The 17,934-nt window shown below is 61.3% G+C and carries 17 protein-coding genes; 10 read left to right on the forward strand and 7 right to left on the reverse strand.

What is annotated here, in order from left to right:
* Positions 1 to 19: 19 nt before the first annotated feature.
* Entirely contained in the window at positions 20 to 1,678 is a 1,659-nt protein-coding gene (locus DBP26_RS05960) for a nitrite/sulfite reductase (RefSeq protein WP_108236511.1), read from the forward strand.
* The gene (locus DBP26_RS05965) at positions 1,662 to 2,156 is read left to right on the forward strand and encodes a DUF934 domain-containing protein (protein WP_108236510.1); all 495 of its coding nucleotides are present in this window, start codon (positions 1,662 to 1,664) and stop codon (positions 2,154 to 2,156) included. The genes DBP26_RS05960 and DBP26_RS05965 overlap by 17 nt, the downstream gene beginning before the upstream one ends.
* A 289-nt stretch (positions 2,157 to 2,445) precedes the next feature.
* Here the strand turns inward: DBP26_RS05965 and sohB are convergent, their stop codons facing one another.
* Entirely contained in the window at positions 2,446 to 3,468 is a 1,023-nt protein-coding gene (sohB, locus tag DBP26_RS05970) for a protease SohB (RefSeq protein ID WP_108236509.1), read from the reverse strand.
* A 218-nt stretch (positions 3,469 to 3,686) separates the two neighbouring features.
* Here sohB and DBP26_RS05975 point away from each other — a divergent pair, with 218 nt between their 5' ends.
* From DBP26_RS05975 to DBP26_RS06000, 6 genes are all read left to right on the forward strand, one after another.
* Positions 3,687 to 4,397: a histidine phosphatase family protein gene (locus tag DBP26_RS05975; protein WP_108236508.1), complete on the forward strand. Its 711-nt coding sequence runs from the start codon at positions 3,687 to 3,689 to the stop codon at positions 4,395 to 4,397.
* Positions 4,398 to 4,453: 56 nt separating this feature from the next.
* Positions 4,454 to 4,768 (forward strand): SCP2 sterol-binding domain-containing protein, encoded by a 315-nt coding sequence (locus DBP26_RS05980; RefSeq protein WP_108236507.1) that lies wholly within the window; start codon positions 4,454 to 4,456, stop codon positions 4,766 to 4,768.
* A 208-nt stretch (positions 4,769 to 4,976) separates the two neighbouring features.
* Positions 4,977 to 6,044, forward strand: a complete 1,068-nt coding sequence (locus tag DBP26_RS05985; protein ID WP_108236506.1) for a phosphotransferase family protein — start codon at positions 4,977 to 4,979, stop codon at positions 6,042 to 6,044.
* 44 nt (positions 6,045 to 6,088) lie between these two features.
* Positions 6,089 to 6,856 (forward strand): SDR family oxidoreductase, encoded by a 768-nt coding sequence (locus DBP26_RS05990; RefSeq protein ID WP_108236505.1) that lies wholly within the window; start codon positions 6,089 to 6,091, stop codon positions 6,854 to 6,856.
* A 233-nt stretch (positions 6,857 to 7,089) separates the two neighbouring features.
* Positions 7,090 to 8,229 carry a Gfo/Idh/MocA family oxidoreductase gene (locus DBP26_RS05995; RefSeq protein ID WP_108236504.1) on the forward strand — a complete coding sequence of 380 codons (1,140 nt, stop codon included), beginning with the start codon at positions 7,090 to 7,092 and terminating at the stop codon, positions 8,227 to 8,229.
* A gap of 137 nt (positions 8,230 to 8,366) precedes the next feature.
* Entirely contained in the window at positions 8,367 to 9,140 is a 774-nt protein-coding gene (locus DBP26_RS06000) for a TSUP family transporter (protein WP_108236503.1), read from the forward strand.
* Here DBP26_RS06000 and nudC read toward each other — a convergent pair.
* The gene (nudC, locus tag DBP26_RS06005) at positions 9,102 to 9,950 is read right to left on the reverse strand and encodes an NAD(+) diphosphatase (protein WP_108236502.1); all 849 of its coding nucleotides are present in this window, start codon (positions 9,948 to 9,950) and stop codon (positions 9,102 to 9,104) included. The two genes, DBP26_RS06000 and nudC, sit on opposite strands and share 39 nt — an antisense overlap.
* A gap of 88 nt (positions 9,951 to 10,038) precedes the next feature.
* Positions 10,039 to 10,851: a crotonase/enoyl-CoA hydratase family protein gene (locus DBP26_RS06010; protein WP_108236501.1), complete on the reverse strand. Its 813-nt coding sequence runs from the start codon at positions 10,849 to 10,851 to the stop codon at positions 10,039 to 10,041.
* A 242-nt stretch (positions 10,852 to 11,093) separates the two neighbouring features.
* On the opposite strand from DBP26_RS06010, the gene DBP26_RS06015 reads away from it, so the two are divergent.
* On the forward strand, positions 11,094 to 12,578 hold the full coding sequence (locus DBP26_RS06015) for an ATPase domain-containing protein (RefSeq protein WP_108236500.1): 1,485 nt from the start codon (positions 11,094 to 11,096) through the stop codon (positions 12,576 to 12,578).
* Positions 12,575 to 14,605: a PAS domain-containing sensor histidine kinase gene (locus tag DBP26_RS06020; protein WP_108236499.1), complete on the forward strand. Its 2,031-nt coding sequence runs from the start codon at positions 12,575 to 12,577 to the stop codon at positions 14,603 to 14,605. The genes DBP26_RS06015 and DBP26_RS06020 overlap by 4 nt, the downstream gene beginning before the upstream one ends.
* A 163-nt stretch (positions 14,606 to 14,768) precedes the next feature.
* On the opposite strand, the gene DBP26_RS06025 is transcribed toward DBP26_RS06020, so the two are convergent.
* From DBP26_RS06025 to DBP26_RS06040, 4 genes are all read right to left on the reverse strand, one after another.
* Positions 14,769 to 15,146, reverse strand: coding sequence for a response regulator (locus DBP26_RS06025; RefSeq protein ID WP_108236498.1), 378 nt, complete (start codon positions 15,144 to 15,146; stop codon positions 14,769 to 14,771).
* 155 nt (positions 15,147 to 15,301) lie between these two features.
* A complete protein-coding gene (locus DBP26_RS06030) occupies positions 15,302 to 16,483 on the reverse strand; it encodes a hybrid sensor histidine kinase/response regulator (RefSeq protein WP_108236497.1) in 1,182 nt (393 codons plus the stop codon).
* On the reverse strand, positions 16,477 to 17,094 hold the full coding sequence (locus DBP26_RS06035) for a chemotaxis protein CheB (RefSeq protein WP_108236496.1): 618 nt from the start codon (positions 17,092 to 17,094) through the stop codon (positions 16,477 to 16,479). The genes DBP26_RS06030 and DBP26_RS06035 overlap by 7 nt, the downstream gene beginning before the upstream one ends.
* Entirely contained in the window at positions 17,091 to 17,912 is an 822-nt protein-coding gene (locus DBP26_RS06040) for a protein-glutamate O-methyltransferase CheR (RefSeq protein WP_108236495.1), read from the reverse strand. Before DBP26_RS06040 ends, DBP26_RS06035 begins: the two co-directional genes overlap by 4 nt.
* Between the last annotated feature and the right edge of the window lie 22 nt (positions 17,913 to 17,934).

The following is a 17,934-nucleotide window of genomic DNA, read 5'->3' on the forward strand; positions in this document are numbered from 1 at the left end:
GCCTGAGAACAGGACCACCATGTACGTATACGACGAGTACGATCAGCGGATCATCGAGGACCGCGTCAAGCAGTTCCGCGACCAGACCCGCCGCTATCTGGCCGGCGAGCTGAGCGAAGAAGAATTTCGCCCGCTTCGGCTGCAAAATGGCCTTTATATCCAGCGCTTCGCCCCGATGCTGCGCGTGGCTGTGCCCTACGGCCAACTGACGTCCCGTCAGGCCCGGATGCTGGCGAAAATCGCCCGCGACTACGACAAGGGCTACGCGCACATCAGCACCCGCCAGAACGTGCAGTTCAACTGGCCCGCGCTGGAAGACATTCCCGATATTCTCGCTGAACTGGCCACCGTGCAGATGCACGCGATCCAGACCAGCGGCAACTGCCTGCGCAACGTCACCACGGACCAGTTTGCCGGCGTCGCTGCCGACGAACTGGTTGACCCGCGCCCCTGGTGCGAAATCGTCCGTCAATGGACGACTTTCCACCCGGAATTCGCCTACCTGCCGCGCAAATTCAAGATCGCGATCAACGGCTCGACTTCTGACCGGGCCGCCATCGAGGTGCACGACATCGGCCTGGAGCCGGTGAAAAACGCTGCCGGCGAGCTGGGCTTCCGCGTGCTGGTGGGTGGCGGTTTGGGCCGCACCCCGGTGGTGGGGGCGTTCATCAATGAATTCCTGCCCTGGCAGGACCTGCTCAGCTACCTGGACGCCATCCTGCGGGTCTACAACCGCTATGGCCGTCGCGACAACAAGTACAAGGCGCGGATCAAGATTCTGGTCAAGGCACTGACCCCCGAAGTCTTTGCCGAGAAGGTCGAGGCGGAAATGGCTCACCTGCGTGGCGGCCAGACCACCCTCACCGAAGCCGAAGTGCACCGCGTGGCCCGGCACTTCGTCGACCCCGACTACAAGACGCTGCCCGACTTCAGCGCCGAACTGTCGGCACTGGACAAGGAACACCCGGGGTTTGCCCGCTGGCGCTCGCGCAATGTCCTGGCGCACAAGAAGCCTGGCTACGCCGCCGTCACCCTGTCGCTCAAGCCGACGGGCGTGGCGCCGGGCGATGTCACCGACAAGCAGTTGGACGGCATCGCCGATCTGGCCGACCGCTACAGCTTCGGCCAATTGCGCACCTCCCACGAGCAGAACGTGATTCTGGCCGACGTCGAACAGAGCCAACTGTTCGCGATGTGGGGCGAACTGCGCGAGCAAGGTTTCGCAACCCCGAACATCGGTCTGCTGACCGACATCATCTGCTGCCCCGGCGGTGACTTCTGCTCGCTGGCCAACGCCAAGTCGATTCCTATCGCCGAGTCCATCCAGCGCCGTTTCGATGACCTGGACTACCTGTTCGACATTGGCGAGCTGGACCTCAACATCTCCGGCTGCATGAACGCCTGCGGCCACCACCACGTCGGCCACATCGGCATTCTGGGCGTGGACAAGAAAGGCGAAGAGTTCTACCAGGTGTCGCTAGGCGGCAGCGCCAGCCGCGACGCGAGCCTGGGCAAGATCCTTGGCCCGTCGTTCGCGCAGGACGACATGCCGGACGTGATCGAGAAACTGATCAACGTCTACGTCGAGAAACGCAACGAGGACGAGCGCTTCATCGACACGTACCAGCGTATCGGCATCGACCCTTTCAAGGAGCGCGTCTATGCAGCGAATCATTAAGAACAACGAAGTCGTGGACGAGACCTGGCACCTGCTGCCCAAGGACACCCCCCTGGACGGCCTGTCCAACTGCGACGATCTGATCGTGCCGCTGGCGCTGTGGCGTGAACATGCCCACGCGCTCAAGGCCCGTGACGGCGGCCTGGGCGTTTGGCTGGACAGCGACGAAGAGGCCGAAGAAATCGGGGACGACGCCAACCAGTTCCAGGTCATCGCCCTTAACTTCCCGGCCTTCACCGACGGCCGCAGTTACTCCAATGCGCGGCTGTTGCGCGACCGCTATGGCTTCAAAGGCGAATTGCGGGCCATTGGCGACGTGCTCCGCGATCAGTTGTTTTACCTGCGTCGCTGCGGGTTCGACGCCTTCGCCATCCGGGCCGACAAAGACCCGTACGAAGCCCTTGAAAGCCTCAAGGATTTCTCGGTGACCTATCAGGCCGCCACCGACGAGCCGTTACCGCTGTTCCGTCGCCGTTGATTGAACGCTGACGTTCCGCCATGCAAAAGCCCCGGCTTCTCACGAAGCCGGGGCTTTTTGTTATCACTCGTATCGTTGATCGTTCCCACGCTCCGCGTGGGAATGAATCGCGTGACGCTCCGCGTCACCGGACGCAGAACGTCCAAGGCTGCGTGCCCACGCAGAGCGTGGGAACGATCAACGACTCGTATCGTAGGAGCGCGCTTGCCCGCGATGGCGGCGTGCCTATGACACAGATGTCGCCTGGCACAACGTCATCGCGGGCAAGCGCGCTCCCACAACAAAATAATTACCAGAACCGCTGTTGAGTCAATCGGCTCCACCAGCCGGTCACCAGCCGATCCACCGAACCACTGGCCGCCAGCCCCACGCGCTCTTGCAGGCTCTTGCGCTCGGCGTAGTGCAGGTGGAAGACATCAGCGGTCTTGGCTTTGTCCGCCAGATACTCGTCGCTGGTTTTCAGCTCATCGACCAGTTGTTTGTCCTTGGCCGCCATGCCCAGCCAGACCTCGCCCGTCGCCACTTCATCGATGTGCAACTGCGGGCGATAACTGGCAACGAAGTTCTTGAACAGCTCATGGGTAATGTCCAGGTCCTGCTGGAATTTTTCACGACCTTTTTCGGTGTTTTCGCCGAAGACCGTCAGGGTTCGCTTGTACTCACCGGCGGTCAGGACTTCGAAGTCGATGTCGTGCTTTTTCAGCAGACGGTTCACGTTGGGCAGTTGCGCCACGACGCCGATCGAACCCAACACCGCAAACGGTGCGCTGATGATGCGATTGCCGATGCACGCCATCATGTAACCACCGCTGGCCGCGACCTTGTCGATGCACACCGTCAGCGGAATCCCCGCCTGACGGATACGCGCCAATTGCGAGGAGGCCAGGCCGTAGCTGTGGACCATGCCGCCGCCGCTTTCCAGGCGCAGCACCACCTCGTCCTTGCCCGTGGCGAGGCTGAGCAACGCGGTGATCTCATGGCGCATGCTTTCAGTGGCGGACGCTTTGATGTCGCCGTTGAAATCCAGCACATAGACCCGCTGTTTCACCTCGCCCTGCTTCTTGTCCTTCTTCTGCTCCTTGGCCTGGGCCTTGCGCAGCGCCTTGAGCTTGGCCTTGTCCAGCAGTGAACCTTCCAGGCGATCACGCAGGCCCTTGTAGAAATCGTTGAGCCGGGTCACGTGCAACTGCCCACCGCCGCCACGACGCCCGCGGCCCCGTAGCGAGGCGATCATGACCAGCACCACGATGATCGCTATGACCACGGTGACGGTTTTTGCCAGGAAGCTGGCGTAATCGAAGATGAACTCCACAGAGGCTCCTTACCTACATGTGCAGGGCCCGGATCGCAGGCCCGAGACAGAATCGCGAACGCCCCAGCATACCGTCGCACCCGGCGGGGAGCCAGCGAAGCGACGGCCAAAGAGGATGACAGTCGAACAATTCAAACAAGCGTATGTTTTTTCGTTGACAGACCCTGCACCGCCCTCCTAACCTCCCAACACTTTCAACGTACCGGGGCGAAGCGGACGTGGGCAGCATCTACCTCATACGACATGGCCAGGCTTCTTTTGGTGCCGACGACTACGATGTCCTGTCGCCGACCGGTTATCGCCAGGCCGAAGTCCTCGGTGCGCACCTCGCCCACTTGGGCCTGACGTTCGACCGCTGCATTTGCGGCAGTCTGTTTCGCCAACGCCACACCGCCGAGACGGTCATGGCGCAGCTGGATGCCGCCGGGCTGACCACCCCAGCGCTGGAAACCGATCCATCATTCAATGAGTTCGACGCCGAAGGCGTGATCCGCGCCCTGCTCCCGGCGATGCTGCCGGACGAACCCGAAGCGCTGGCGATCATGCGCAATGCCGCCCATAACCGCGCCGAGTTTCAGCGCCTGTTCGCGCTGATCATTAGCCGCTGGCTCGGCGGCCAACACGATACCCCGGCGCTGCAAACCTGGCTCGCGTTCGTCGAACAGGCCCGACGCGGCCTGGACGCTGTCCTGGATCAAGCGGCGCCAAGCGACCGCATCGCGGTCTTCACGTCGGGCGGCACCATCACCGCCCTGCTTCACCTGATCACCCGCATCCCTGCGGCCCAAGCATTCGAACTCAACTGGCAAATCGTCAACACCTCACTCAACCACCTGAAATTCAGAGGGCGCGAGGTGTCGCTGGCTTCCTTCAACAGTCATGCACATTTGCAACTGACGAAGGCGCCGGAGCTCATCACTTACCGGTGAGCCCGGCCAACTGCACCGCGAGGTGCCTGCAATCACTTCAATAAAAGGATGACACCATGACCTCCGTAGCCGACGCCGTACAAGCGATGAAAGCCAAGTTCGACCCAAGCGCCGCTGCAGGCCTGGACCTGGTTTTCGGCTTCCGTATCGACGAGGACAAACACTTCTCCCTGATCGTCAAGGACAAGACATGCGAGTTGCAGGAAGGCGAAAACCCTGATGCGCAAGTGACACTGGTCATGGATGGCGACACGCTCGCCGGCATCGTCAGCGGCGAAACCGACGGCATGCAAGCGTTCATGGCGGGCAAACTGCGCGCGGAAGGCGACATGATGCTGGCGATGAAACTGAGCCAGCTGTTTCCGTCCTAAGCGCGCAGGCGCCTCGCTCAACACCGAAGAACCGAAGCCGACCGGCTTCGGTTTTTTTTTGCCAGCCCTGGGTGAGTCGGGCATCAAAGCGGCTGATTACTTCGTAACACGCTCGCCTATAACGGCCCACATGCGCTGTTCCTCACCCTGAGCGCGCATTAGATTAGTCAATGATCCTGATCCTCCGAAATAAACGACAGGGATAAGCATGGCGCTCACCGACCAGTCCACTCAGGTCCGATCCGGCGAAGAACTCGACGCTGGTCTGATCGACCCCTATTTGAAAGCCCACATTCAGGGCCTGACCGGCAGCGCACGCATCAGTCAGTTTCCGGGAGGTGCGTCCAATCTCACCTACCTGCTGCAGTACCCCGAACAGGAATTCGTCCTGCGCCGCCCTCCCTTCGGCCATAAGGCCAAAAGCGCTCACGACATGGGGCGCGAATTTCGCATCCTCAATCAATTGAAGGAAGCGTTCCCTTACTGCCCCAAGGCGTATGTGCATTGCACCGATGAATCGGTGATGGGTGCCGAGTTCTACGTCATGGAGCGGGTCAAGGGCATCATTTTGCGGGCGGAGCTTCCGGCCGAACTGAACCTCGACGCGGCGCGCACCGAAGCCCTCTGCAAAAGCTTCATCGAGAAGCTGGTGGAGCTGCACCAGGTCGACTACAACGCCTGCGGTCTGGGAGACCTGGGTAAACCGCAAGGCTACGTCGAGCGGCAGATTCGTGGGTGGACCGAACGCTATGACAAGGCCCGGACGCCGGACGCGCCAAACTGGGAGCGCGTCGCGCGATGGCTGGCCGACAAGCAGCCCGCCGACCACCCCGCCCCCAGTCTGGTGCACAACGATTACCGGTTCGACAATGTGATTCTCGACCCCACCAATCCGATGCGGATCATCGGCGTGCTGGATTGGGAACTTACGACACTGGGCGATCCGCTGATGGACTTGGGCAACAGCCTGGCCTACTGGATCCAGGCCGATGATCCGGCGCCCGTGCAAATGATGCGTCGCCAGCCAAGCCATGCGCCCGGCATGTTGACCCGCGATCAATTCGTCGCGTACTACGCCGAGTGCTCGGGCATTCGCATCGACAATTTCGACTTCTACTACACCTACGGGCTGTTCCGCCTGGCAGGCATCGTCCAGCAAATCTATTACCGTTTCTATCACGGCCAGACCCAGGACAAGCGCTTCGCACCGTTCATCCACATGAACGCCTTGCTGGAGCAGATGGCCCTGCAGGTCATCGACCGCTCGGCGCTCTGAACCCTGTGTGCAGCCTCCGTTCGCAACACCCCAAGGAAGACACCATGTCCAAGACTCAACTGTTCGACCTCGACGGCAAGATCGCCTTCGTCTCCGGTGCCAGCCGCGGTATCGGCGAAGCCATCGCCAAGCTGCTGGCTCAGCAAGGGGCTCATGTCATCGTCTCCAGCCGTAAACTCGACGGCTGCCAGCAGGTGGCCGATGCCATCATCGCCGAGGGCGGTCAGGCGACGGCCATGGCCTGCCACATCGGTGAAATGGAACAGATCAATCAGGTGTTCGGGCGCATCCGGGAGACCTTCGGGCGCCTGGATATCCTGGTCAATAACGCGGCGACCAATCCGCAATTCTGCAACGTGCTGGACACTGACCTGGGTGCGTTTCAGAAAACCGTCGACGTGAACATCCGCGGCTATTTCTTCATGTCGGTTGAAGCTGGCAAGCTGATGCGCGAACACGGCGGCGGCAGCATCATCAACGTCGCGTCGATCAATGGTGTTTCGCCGGGGGTGTTTCAGGGCATCTATTCGGTGACCAAGGCCGCAGTGATCAACATGACCAAGGTCTTCGCCAAGGAATGCGCCCCGTTCGGCATCCGGTGCAACGCCTTGCTGCCGGGGCTGACCGACACCAAGTTCGCTTCGGCACTGGTCAACAACGACACGATTCTGAAGACCGCGCTGGCGCAGATTCCGCTGAAGCGAGTCGCCGCCCCGAGCGAGATGGCTGGCACGGTGTTGTACCTGGCCAGCGATGCATCGAGCTACACCACCGGCGTGGCGCTGAACGTGGACGGCGGGTTCCTGTCCTGAAGCCTGCGTGTATGACTCAGCAGGGGCGAGTCGACAGGCCAGCCCTCACGCGTCCCTTTCTGCAACGGCCAACCCGCCTGCGCACCGTCAGCTCATCGACTGCAGTGGCGACTGCAGCTCGGTGACCGGCCCTTGAGGTCAATCTGAGGTGCTGGTGAGGGAATATCGGTTCCCTCGAGCCCCATCCCGGCATAGATTTTCAGCACAACAATGAGCCTTCAAGGACATGCGTCATGCGTGAATCTTCTCTGCCGGATTTGGGTGTCGGGCTGATCGGCACCGGCTTCATGGGGCGCGCCCATGCGCTGGCGTTTCATAGCGCGCGCACCGTCTTCGACCTGCCCGTTAACCTCCGACTCGTTGCCCTGGCCGATGCCGACGCCGCTCGCGCTGAGCAGTGCGCCCGATCCTGGGGCTTCGACCGCAGCCACGCCGCGTGGCAAGCGCTGATCGACGACCCCGCGGTCGATCTGGTGGCGATCACCACACCCAATCACTTGCACTACCCGATGGCCATGGCCGCCCTTGAAGCGGGCAAGGCGGTGTATTGCGAGAAGCCGCTGGCGGTCAACCTGGCGCAAGCCCGCGAAATGCACAGCACGGCGAAGAAAGTCGGCGTCGTCACACGGGTGGGCTACAACTATCAACACAACCCGATTCTGGGCCTGGCGCGGCAGATGATTCAGGCAGGCGAACTGGGCCGGATCGTCAGTTTCCAGGGCGAATTCAGCGAAGACTTCATGGGTGATCCGCACGCCCCGTGGTCGTGGCGTTGCGAACACACCCATGCCGGGGGTGCGCTGGCCGACCTGGGCAGTCACCTGCTGGCCATGGCCCGGTACCTGGTGGGTGATGTCGACTCGGTGTGCGCGGACTCGCAAACGGTGCACGCCGAACGCCCTGCCCTCCACGGCAGCCCGGAACGCCGCCAGATCGCCATCGACGACCAGACGTACGCGTTGTTGCGCTTCAGCAATGGCGCGCGCGGTACCTTTGCCAGCAGTTGGCTCAAGCACGGCTACAAGAATCATTTGAGCTTCGAGGTCAGCGGCACGGGCGGCACGCTGTCGTTCGATCAGGAGCGCCTCAACGAACTGCGCTACTACCGCGCAGACGCTCCAGGGCGAGATGGCTTCCAGCGGATTCTGGCCGGTCCGGCTCAGCCCGGTTACGCGGCCTTCTGCCCTGCGCCAGGCCATCAGTTGGGCTACAACGAGCTCAAGACGCTGGAAGTGCACGCCCTGATCCAGGCCATCTGCGGCGGCGGGAACGAAGGGCCGGATTTCGCCGAAGCGCTGGAAGTGGAACGCCTGGCCGCGGCCATCCGAGTGGCGGCCAGGGAAATGCGCTGGGTCAACGTGGCGGACATTTGAGGGCGCCGCCGGGAGGAGCCGGCCTCCACGCCTTGCAGGTTTCGAGAGCAGATGGGCCAGCCAAAGGCCATGGATCACAGGTAGAATGCGCCGCTTCCGGGCAGCCATTCTGCCCTGCTGCCAATAAGCCCTGACCCATGCCCTTCGAACTGTCCGTTGACCTCACTACATTGTGGGTACTTGCCCTCGTCGCCTTCGTGGCCGGTTTCATCGATGCCATCGCCGGTGGTGGCGGGCTGCTGACCACCCCCGCCCTGCTGACCGCGGGTCTACCGCCGCACCTGGTGCTGGGGACCAATAAACTCAGCTCCACCTTCGGCTCAGCGACCGCCAGCTTCACTTTCTATCGCCGCAAACTGTTTCACCCTCGACAGTGGACTCGCGCGTTGCTCGGCACCTTCGCCGGGGCACTGATCGGGGCTGTGGTCGCGCATTATCTGCCCGCCGAATGGCTCAACCAGATGCTACCGGTGATCGTCTTCGGTTGCGGGCTGTACCTGTTGTTTGGGGGCACGCCAAAGGCGCCGCTGGACAGCGATGTGCCGATCAAGACCCGATGGCAGGCAACGCAAGGGCTGGGCCTGGGTTTCTATGATGGCGTGGCAGGCCCGGGCACCGGGGCATTCTGGACGGTGAGCACGCTGTTGATGTACCCGGTTGACCTGGTCAAGGCCAGTGGCGTGGCCCGAAGCATGAATTTCGTCAGCAACGCAGCGGCGCTGACCGTCTTCGCGATCAATGGCACCGTGGACTGGGTGATCGGCCTGTCGATGGGCGCGGCCTTGATGGTCGGTGCCTTTCTCGGCGCGCGGACGGCCATTCAGGGCGGTGCCCGATTCATCCGCCCTGTGTTCATCAGTGTGGTGCTGGCGCTAACTGTCCGCCTGGCCTGGCAGCACTGGTTCAGTTAAGCCCAGTCGCTGTGCCAGATAGAGGTCGATCAGATAACGGGCAATGGAACGGCTCGCGGGCAAAGGCGGCATGGCATGAATGCTGAACCACTGGGCGTCCTCGATTTCGTCGGCCTGAGGCACGATCTCGCCGCTGTCGTATTCGGCGTGGAACCCCAGCATCATCGAATGCGGAAACGGCCAGCATTGGCTGCCCTTGTACTGGATATTCTTGACCTTGATCTGCACCTCCTCCATGACTTCGCGGCGCACGCAGTCTTCGGCGGACTCGCCGGGCTCGGCAAACCCGGCCAGGGTGCTGTAGACCCCGGTGACGAAACGCGGCGAACGCGCCAACAGCACCTCATCGCCACGGGTGATCAGCACAATCATGCTCGGTGAGATACGCGGGTAGGCGCGCAGGTCGCAGTGGCTGCAGTGCATGGCCCGCTCACGCGGAATCTGCTGAGTGGGCCGTCCGCACTTGCCGCAAAAGCGATGCTCCCTGGCCCAGGTGCTGATCTGCGCGGCGTACCCGAGCACCTGAAACAGATCGGCATCCTCGCCCAGCATGAACTGACGCAATGTCTGCCAACGGACGCCTTCCAGTTCGACCGGACGCTCCAGCGCGTAGAGGTACACCGGCTCACCGTCGAAATGGCCGATGCCGTGCTCGCTCAGCAGCGGCAGCTCTTGCCGCCTGAGCCACTCGCGAGGAAACATCGCACCGTTGTCATCCAGCAGAAAACCCTGATCGCTGTGGACCACGGCCCACCCGCCGGTGTCCAGAGGGTCGAGCACAGCGGTGGTCCAACGCCTGGGGCGCGTCATGAAAGCTCTCCTGTTCAGCGGCGACCCAAGCCCCCGGCGCTCGGCTAAGGCCTGACGACGTCAGGCGGCGGGCTGCCTGGTATCACGGTCAATTATCGAACACCGGCTTCTGTTTGCTCATGTGCGCAGCCAGTGCCCGTTTCAGATCCGCCGATTGCAACATGGCAGCGTTCCATGTGGCAACGTATTCCAGGCCGTCGTCCACGCTGTGATCGCGCATGTAACCGATCATGCGTTTGCTGCCGCTGACCGCGATCGGCGACTTCTCGGCGATATCCCTCGCGATAGCGAAGACGCCTTCCAGCAGTTGGTCGTTATCGGTAAACGTGCGATTGACCAGGCCGATGCGCAGTGCCTCGTCCGCCTTGACGTTGCGACCGGTGTAAGCCATTTCGCGCATCATGCCGTCGCCGATCAAGCGCGGCAGGCGTTGCAGGGTGCCCACATCCGCGGCCATGCCCATGTCGATTTCGCGGATCGAAAACAACGCATCGTCCGCGGCGTAACGCATGTCGCAGGCGCTGATCAAGTCAATGGCACCGCCGATGCAATAGCCCTGGATCGCCGCCAGCACCGGCTTGCTGCAACGGTCGACGGCGCTGAACGACGCCTGCATCTGCAGGATCTTGCGCCGCAGCATTCGCGCGTTGCGGCCGACATCCTCGCCCAGTTCATTGGCCACCGATGCCAGCATCATCAGGTCGATGCCCGAGGAGAAATGCTTGCCCGCGCCGCTGAGCACCACCACTCGCGCCTCATCGGTCGCGTCGACCCACTGGAAAATATCGATGATTTCGCTCCAGAATGCCGTGTTCATGGCGTTGACCTTTTCCGGGCGGTTGATCTGTACGTGGGCGATGTGGTCGGTCAAGTCGACCTTGAAGGCGCTGTAGTCGGACACGGCGATTATCCTGTTGAGAGAGGGTAAGGCAGCAAGGCCATCTCGCCGGACTATATCAATGGAGCGAAACCGACGCAGGCAACGGTTGCGCCATTTGCCGGACAATGGCAGCGTTGAAAGACTGAACGCCTGTGTACGGCCGGGGTCCAGAGAAGTGCCAGCGAATCGCCTATGAATCGCTGTGCGGGGCAACCGATTTCGCGATCTGCCCCTTTCCACTACAGGTCGCATGAGGGCGATTTTTGACTACATCAAAAGCGGCAACCGGCATCGAAGGTCTGGACGACGTCCTCTCTGGCGGTCTTTCGAGGAATCACGTCTTTCTTCTGGAAGGCGAGCCGGGCACCGGCAAGACCACCATCGCACTGCAGTTTCTGATGGCAGGTGCGGCGGCTGGCGAGCGCTGTCTGTACATCACCCTCTCTGAAACCGAGCAGGAATTGCGCGACGGCGCTCAGTCACACGGTTGGTCGCTGGGCCCGAATATCGACGTGTTCGAACTCACACCGCCGGAAGACCTGCTCGACGCCGAGCACCAGCAAAGCCTGCTGTACTCATCCGACTTGGAACTGGGCGAGGCCACCCGGCAGATTTTCGAAGTGGTCGAACGCGTACGTCCGAGCCGCGTGGTCATCGACAGCTTGTCGGAGATTCGCCTGCTGGCGCAGGCTTCGCTTCGCTACCGTCGCCAGATACTGGCCATCAAACATTACTTTGTCCGCTATGACGCCACGGTCATCCTCCTTGACGATCTGACGGCGGAACACCAGGACAAGACGGTCCACAGCGTCGCCCATGGCGTGATACGCCTCCAACAGCTGACACCCAACTATGGCGCCGAACGCCGGCGCCTGCGGGTGCTGAAATACCGCGGCCAGAAGTACCGCGGCGGCTATCACGATTTCACGATCGCAACCGAAGGCGTCCAGGTATTCCCCCGCTTGATCGCGGCAGAATACAGGGCCAGCTACGAGAGTCGTCAGGTCAGCAGCGGTATTCCGGAGCTCGACTCGTTACTGGGCGGCGGTATCGACAGTGGCTCCAGCACGTTGATCATCGGGCCTTCGGGCACGGGCAAGACGCTGATTGCCCTGGTGTTCGGCGTGGCGGCCGCCCTTCGAGGCGAAAAGGTGGCAGTGTTCATTTTCGATGAGGAAAAGGGCCTGCTGATCAATCGAATCAATAAGCTCGGGATCGACCTGGCCGCGTTACAGGCGTCCGGCAACCTGGTGGTCGAACAGGTCGATGCCGCCGAATTGTCGCCGGGGGAGTTTTCCCACCAAGTGCGCAGGCGTGTCGATGACGAGGGGATCACCACGGTAATCATCGACAGTCTCAATGGGTATCACGCCGCGATGCCTGAGGAGAATGCCCTGGTTCTGCATGTCCACGAACTGCTGCTGTACCTGAATCGTCGCGGCGCCTCGACCTTCCTGACGGTTGCCCAGCATGGACTGGTGGGCGAAATGGAGGCGCCGGTCGACATCACTTACCTGGCGGACACGGTGATCCTGTTGCGGTATTTCGAGGCCATGGGCAAGGTCCGCCGAGCCATTTCGATCATCAAGAAACGCACCGGGACCCACGAATCCAGCATCCGCGAATACCGTATCGGCGGTTCGGGCCTGAAAATCGGTGTGCCGTTGGACGCGTTCCAGGGCGTATTGCGCGGCGTCCCGGACTACGCAGGTGAAAGCAGCCCCTTGCTGAGGGATGAGGACGCGTGAGTACACCGGGACAACTGTCAGAACGAGCCATCATCCTGGCCCCACTCGGCAGGGACAGCCAGATCGCTTTGCGGATTCTTCAGGAAGCCGGTTTTCCGGCATTGATCACCCATGACCTTGCAGGGCTGTGTCGGGAATTGATCTCCGGTGCCGGGCTGGCCATCGTGGCTGACGAAGCGTTGCGTGGAGTGGACATCAACCCGCTGATGAGCCTCTTGAGCAACCAACCTACGTGGTCGGATCTGCCCATCGTCCTCATGACCCGCCATGGCAGCCCGGAACAGAACCCTTCGTCGCGACTGGGCAAGTTGCTGGGCAATGTGACGTTTCTCGAGCGGCCCTTCCATCCAGTGACGCTGGTGAGCCTGGTAACCACTGCCGTGCGCAGCCGTCGGCGGCAATATGAAGCCCGCAGCCGAATGGAAGACCTGGCCGAAAGCGAGCAGCGTTTGCAACATGCGCTGAAGGCAGGCAGCCTCGGGCCGTGGCAATTGGAAGCGGAATACCTGGAACTGGACTGCTCAGCCCTCACCCGCTCCCACTTCGGTCGCGATGAGAACGCGCCATTCACCTACCCTGAATGGCTGGATGCGGTGTATTCCGAAGACCAGCCGCGTATGCAGTCGGCGCTTCAGCAGAGTCTCGACACCGGCAGCGATTTCGTCATGGAATTCCGTAACGTCTGGGCGGATGGCTCGCTGCATTGGGTCGACGTGCGCGCGCGTGCCCTGCGGGCCCGCAACGGCCGGGTGAGCCTGCTGGCTGGCGTGACCTCGGACATCACCGAACGCAAGCTGGCCGAAACCCAACTGCGCCGCCTCAACGAGACCCTGGAGCAACAGGTCGAGGAGCGCACCGCTCAACTGCGCCACAACGAAGAGGCGCTGCGTCAGTCGCAGAAAATGGAAGCCGTGGGGCAACTAACCGGCGGTATCGCCCACGATTTCAATAACATGCTCACCGGCATCATCGGCAGCCTGGAGCTGCTGCGCCGGCGGATCGCCAAGGGCCGCACCGACGACCTCGACGGGCTGATCGATCTGGGCGTGACCTCCGCCAATCGCGCGGCGGCATTGACTCACCGGTTGCTGGCGTTCTCCCGTCGCCAGTCGCTGGACGCCAAGCCGGTGGAGATGAACAGTCTGGTCATCTCCATGGGGGAGTTGCTGCACCGCAGCATCAATGAAAGCGTCAGTCTGGACATGTGCCTGGCACCAGAGCTGTGGACCGCGGAAGCCGATCCGAATCAGTTGGAGAGTGCACTGCTGAATCTGGTGCTCAATGCCCGAGACGCCATGCCCAGCGGCGGCATGCTGATGATCGAAACCTTCAACCGCCGGCTGGACCCCACCTTCACCGATGCCTATGAAAACCTCTTGCCTGGCGACTATGTGGTGTTGAGCGTGAGGGACACGGGCTCAGGCATGCCGGAAAACGTGATCAGCCGCGCGTTCGACCCGTTCTTCACGACCAAGCCGATTGGCCAGGGAACGGGCCTCGGGTTGTCGATGATCTATGGCTTCGCGAAGCAATCACGGGGGCATGTGGCAATCGAAAGTCAGGTGGGCCACGGCACGACCGTGCAGTTGTTCCTGCCGCGCTTCAAGGGTGACCAGGAGGCGCAGAACCCTCTGATCGATGCCCAGGCGCTGGAAGCCCGGGACGGTGAAACCATCTTGATTGTCGAAGATGACCCCGCGGTACGTGCGCTGGTCAGCCAAGTCCTCAGTGAACTGGGCTATGACTACCTTGAGGCGGGCGACGCCCTGGCCGCGGTGCCGATTCTCGAATCGGGTCAACGCATCGATCTGATGATCAGCGACGTGGGGCTGCCGGGCATGAATGGGCGGCAACTGGCGGACATCGGGCGGCAGTTGCGTCCCTCTCTGAAAGTGCTGTTCATTACGGGCTATGCGGAAAACGCCGGGACTCATGCTGGTTTTCTGGACGTCGGCATGCAGATGATCACCAAACCGTTCGCCTTCGAGCAATTAACCCTCAAGGTGCGGGAGATGATCGAAGGGTGAACCGGTCACCCTGCTGGCGGTGACCGGCGGTCGAGGGCTCGCACGCCGGTCGGGCATTGCCTGCCCGTCTGCGAGCGCGTCGATCGCCATGGGCGTCGAGCGGCTTAAGCAGCGCTGCTGAAGCAGCGTGTAACCTGCCCTCACCGCCCGTAACAGTGCAGGCTCAATTCAGCAGCGTCTGGATTTGCGAGTGCAGGCTGTCCATGGTGAACGGCTTGGCCAGAATGGGTGCCTTGCGTGCGATGGGGCTTCCGGATTCGACGATTTCCGCCGGGTAGCCACTGATGAAAATGACCTTGAGCTCCGGTCGCAGCTTCACCGCGGGCTCGGCGATCATGACACCGGACACGCCACCCGGGAGGCGGTAATCGGTAATCATCAGGTCCAGATGAGGTTTGGTGGCCAGGATTTCGAACGCCTGTTCACCGTTCTCCGCCTGGAGCACCCGGTACCCTTCTCCCGACAGATAGTCGGACAGCAGCATCAGGATCAGCGGCTCATCTTCGACGATCAAAACGACATTTTCTGCATCAGAGCTCATGGTAACGCCTTCAATCTTTAAATAGCTGCCATTACGACCATGGCGCGCTGTGGAGGTTGCGCAGGCAAATCAGATATTTAGCAGTCGCCGACAAAAGCCCGGTGACCGACCGCAACGGATAATCAGCGAAGCGCTCTGCCACGGGCCTCTGGGGTTCAAAGCGGCAGGCTGACCCTGAACGTCGAACCCTGGCCTTCTTCGCTTTCGACGCTGATGCTGCCGCCGTGGGCCGCGACGATCTGGTCGGAAATGAACAGACCCAAGCCCAGGCCTGCCACGGCGTGACTGGCCGACACCCGCTCGAACTGCTGGAAGATGCGCTTCTGGTTTTCCGGGCTGATGCCAATGCCTTGGTCCTTCACCTCGACCCGCGCCTCGCTCTCTGCGGCGTAGACCCGCACGTCGATCGGTTTGTGGGCGCCGTAGCGCATGGCGTTGGTCAGCAGATTCGCCACCACCTGTTCGATGCGGAACTCATCCCAAATGCCGATCACGGGCTCGCTGGCGTGCAGTGTCACGACACAGTCGGCGGCAGCGATTTGCGCGGAGTAACTCTCTACCAGATTGACCACCAGCTCGGACAGGTCGAACGCGCTGGTGCGGATCGACAACTTGCCGGTTCGGATGCGCGAGACGTCGAGCATGTCTTCGATCAGGCGAATCAGGCTCTGGATCTGGCGCTCGTCACGCTCGACCATCGCCTTGAGCTTGTCCAGGGTGAACGCCGAGGCGTTGTCCTTGGCCAGGTGCAGTTTGCGCAGTTGGGTTTCCAGAATCAGCCCGTTGAGCGGGGTACGCACTTCGTGAGAGACGATCGACATGAAGTCATCGCGCATGCGGATCGCATGCTCCAGCTCATTCTGGGTGGACTTCAGTTCGCGCAACAACGCCTCCTGCTCCTGCCGACTGCGCTCCAATTCCTCGACCTGCTGCTTCATCGCCTTGCGCTGGCGATACAGGTCGACGAATACGTTGACCTTGCTCTTGACCGCATGAATGTCCAACGGCTTGTGCAGGAAATCCACCGCTCCGCTTTCGTAGCCCTTGAACGCGTAGTTGAGTTCACGGCCAGCGGCACTCACGAACACGATGGGAATGTTTTTGGTCTTTTCCGTGCCCCGCATCATTTCGGCCAGTTCGAAGCCATTCATGCCCGGCATCTGCACGTCAAGAATCGCCATGGCGAACTCATGCTCCAACAGCAGCGACAACGCTTCGTCTGCCGAGGTGGCCTTGTAGACCTGACGGTCCTCGCGTTTGATCAGCGCTTCAAGGGCCAGCAGGTTTTCCGGCAAATCGTCGACGATCAACAACTTGGCTTTGATTTCACTCAGCATGCGATACGTTCCAGCTCAATGAGCAACAGGCCAATGTCGGCCAAAGACAGGAGAAAGTCAGGGGTGTGTAACGCCAATGCAGCGTCCGGCATCGCCCGTGCCAAGGCTTGCGCCGGGTCTTGGACCACGCTAAGACCGCCGTACTCGGCAATTCGTGCGATTCCTTTGGCACCATCGTTGTTGGCCCCCGTCAGCAGCACACCCGCGAGCCTGTTTTCGTAGGCATCGGCGGCGGACTCGAAGAGGATATCCACACTGGGCCGCGAGTGGTAAACACGCTCTTCCTGGCTGAATGAAAAGGTCAGGTCGCGCTCCACCGACAGGTGATAGCCAGGTGCGGCAAAGTACAACGTGCCAGGGACGATGGGTTCTTTGTCGTCCGCCTCCTTGACCGGCATGTTCAACTGCGATCCGAACACCTCGGCGAGCAGGCTGCGGCGCTCGTCTGGCAGATGAAGCACGACGATGATCGGAAGACGAAAGCCCCTGCGCAGCGGTCGGAAAACGCGCAGCAACGCCTCGACGCCACCTGCGGAGGCGCCCACGACAACCGCATCGACCTTCGGCAGCGCGGGCATCCCCGGATCGGCTGCGGAAAACGACGTTCTCATGATTTACGGTAGATCCGCTCTTGTTTGACCAAGGGCTCGAACTGATCCTTGTAAGCGGAAAACTCCAGCGTTTCCTTGCTGCCCAGCACCAGGAAACCGCGATGGCACAGGGAATCGTGAAACAGTCCGAAGGCCCGATCCTGCAAGTTCTTGTTGAAGTAAATGAGCACGTTGCGACACGAAATCAGGTGCGTCTCGGAAAACACGCTGTCCGTGGCCAGGCTGTGGTCGGCGAACGTGACGTTCGTCCGCAGCGTCTTGTCGAAGATCGCGTAGTCATAGGCTGCCGTGTAGTAATCCGACAGCAGCCGTTTGCCGCCCGCCTTGAGGTAATTGTTGTGATAGTTGTGCACATGCTCCATGGAGAAAATGCCCTGTTTGGCCTTCTCCAACGAGCGGGGGTTGATGTCGGTGGCGTAGATGATCGTGCGGTCAAGCAGGCCCTCTTCGCGCAACAAAATGGCGGTCGAGTAGACCTCTTCCCCGGTGCTGCACCCGGCGATCCAGATTTTCAGCGACGGGTAGGTCTTGAGGATGGGCACGACTTCCTGGCGAATCGCCAGAAAATGGGACGGGTCGCGAAACATTTCGCTGACCGGCACCGTCAGGAACTGCAACAGTTGCATGAACATCGCAGGGTCATGCAGCACGCGCTCCTGCAACGCGGAGATGGTCTTGAGCTCGAATTGACGCAACGCATGAGCGACGCGCCGTTTCATCGACGCGCCGGAATAATCACGAAAGTCATAGCTGTATTTCAGGTAGATCGCCTCGATCAACAGACGCAATTCGATCTCGGCGTTTCGCTCATGGGCCATCGGTAAAACCTGGTGTCTCTGC

It is taken from the genome of Pseudomonas sp. RIT409, assembly GCF_003052515.2.
Lineage (GTDB): Bacteria > Pseudomonadota > Gammaproteobacteria > Pseudomonadales > Pseudomonadaceae > Aquipseudomonas.

Bases quoted from the DNA above. Each gene is read 5' to 3' on its own strand.
- DBP26_RS06000 (WP_108236503.1), top strand. From the start codon at position 8,367: ATGCCCTTCGAACTGTCCGTTGACCTCACTACATTGTGGGTACTTGCC.
- DBP26_RS05985 (WP_108236506.1), top strand. From the start codon at position 4,977: ATGGCGCTCACCGACCAGTCCACTCAGGTCCGATCCGGCGAAGAACTC.
- DBP26_RS05980 (WP_108236507.1), top strand. From the start codon at position 4,454: ATGACCTCCGTAGCCGACGCCGTACAAGCGATGAAAGCCAAGTTCGAC.
- DBP26_RS05995 (WP_108236504.1), top strand. From the start codon at position 7,090: ATGCGTGAATCTTCTCTGCCGGATTTGGGTGTCGGGCTGATCGGCACC.
- DBP26_RS06030 (WP_108236497.1), bottom strand. From the start codon at position 16,483: ATGCTGAGTGAAATCAAAGCCAAGTTGTTGATCGTCGACGATTTGCCG.
- DBP26_RS06035 (WP_108236496.1), bottom strand. From the start codon at position 17,094: ATGAGAACGTCGTTTTCCGCAGCCGATCCGGGGATGCCCGCGCTGCCG.
- nudC (WP_108236502.1), bottom strand. From the start codon at position 9,950: ATGACGCGCCCCAGGCGTTGGACCACCGCTGTGCTCGACCCTCTGGAC.
- DBP26_RS06025 (WP_108236498.1), bottom strand. From the start codon at position 15,146: ATGAGCTCTGATGCAGAAAATGTCGTTTTGATCGTCGAAGATGAGCCG.
- DBP26_RS06040 (WP_108236495.1), bottom strand. From the start codon at position 17,912: ATGGCCCATGAGCGAAACGCCGAGATCGAATTGCGTCTGTTGATCGAG.
- DBP26_RS05990 (WP_108236505.1), top strand. From the start codon at position 6,089: ATGTCCAAGACTCAACTGTTCGACCTCGACGGCAAGATCGCCTTCGTC.
- DBP26_RS05965 (WP_108236510.1), top strand. From the start codon at position 1,662: ATGCAGCGAATCATTAAGAACAACGAAGTCGTGGACGAGACCTGGCAC.
- DBP26_RS05960 (WP_108236511.1), top strand. From the start codon at position 20: ATGTACGTATACGACGAGTACGATCAGCGGATCATCGAGGACCGCGTC.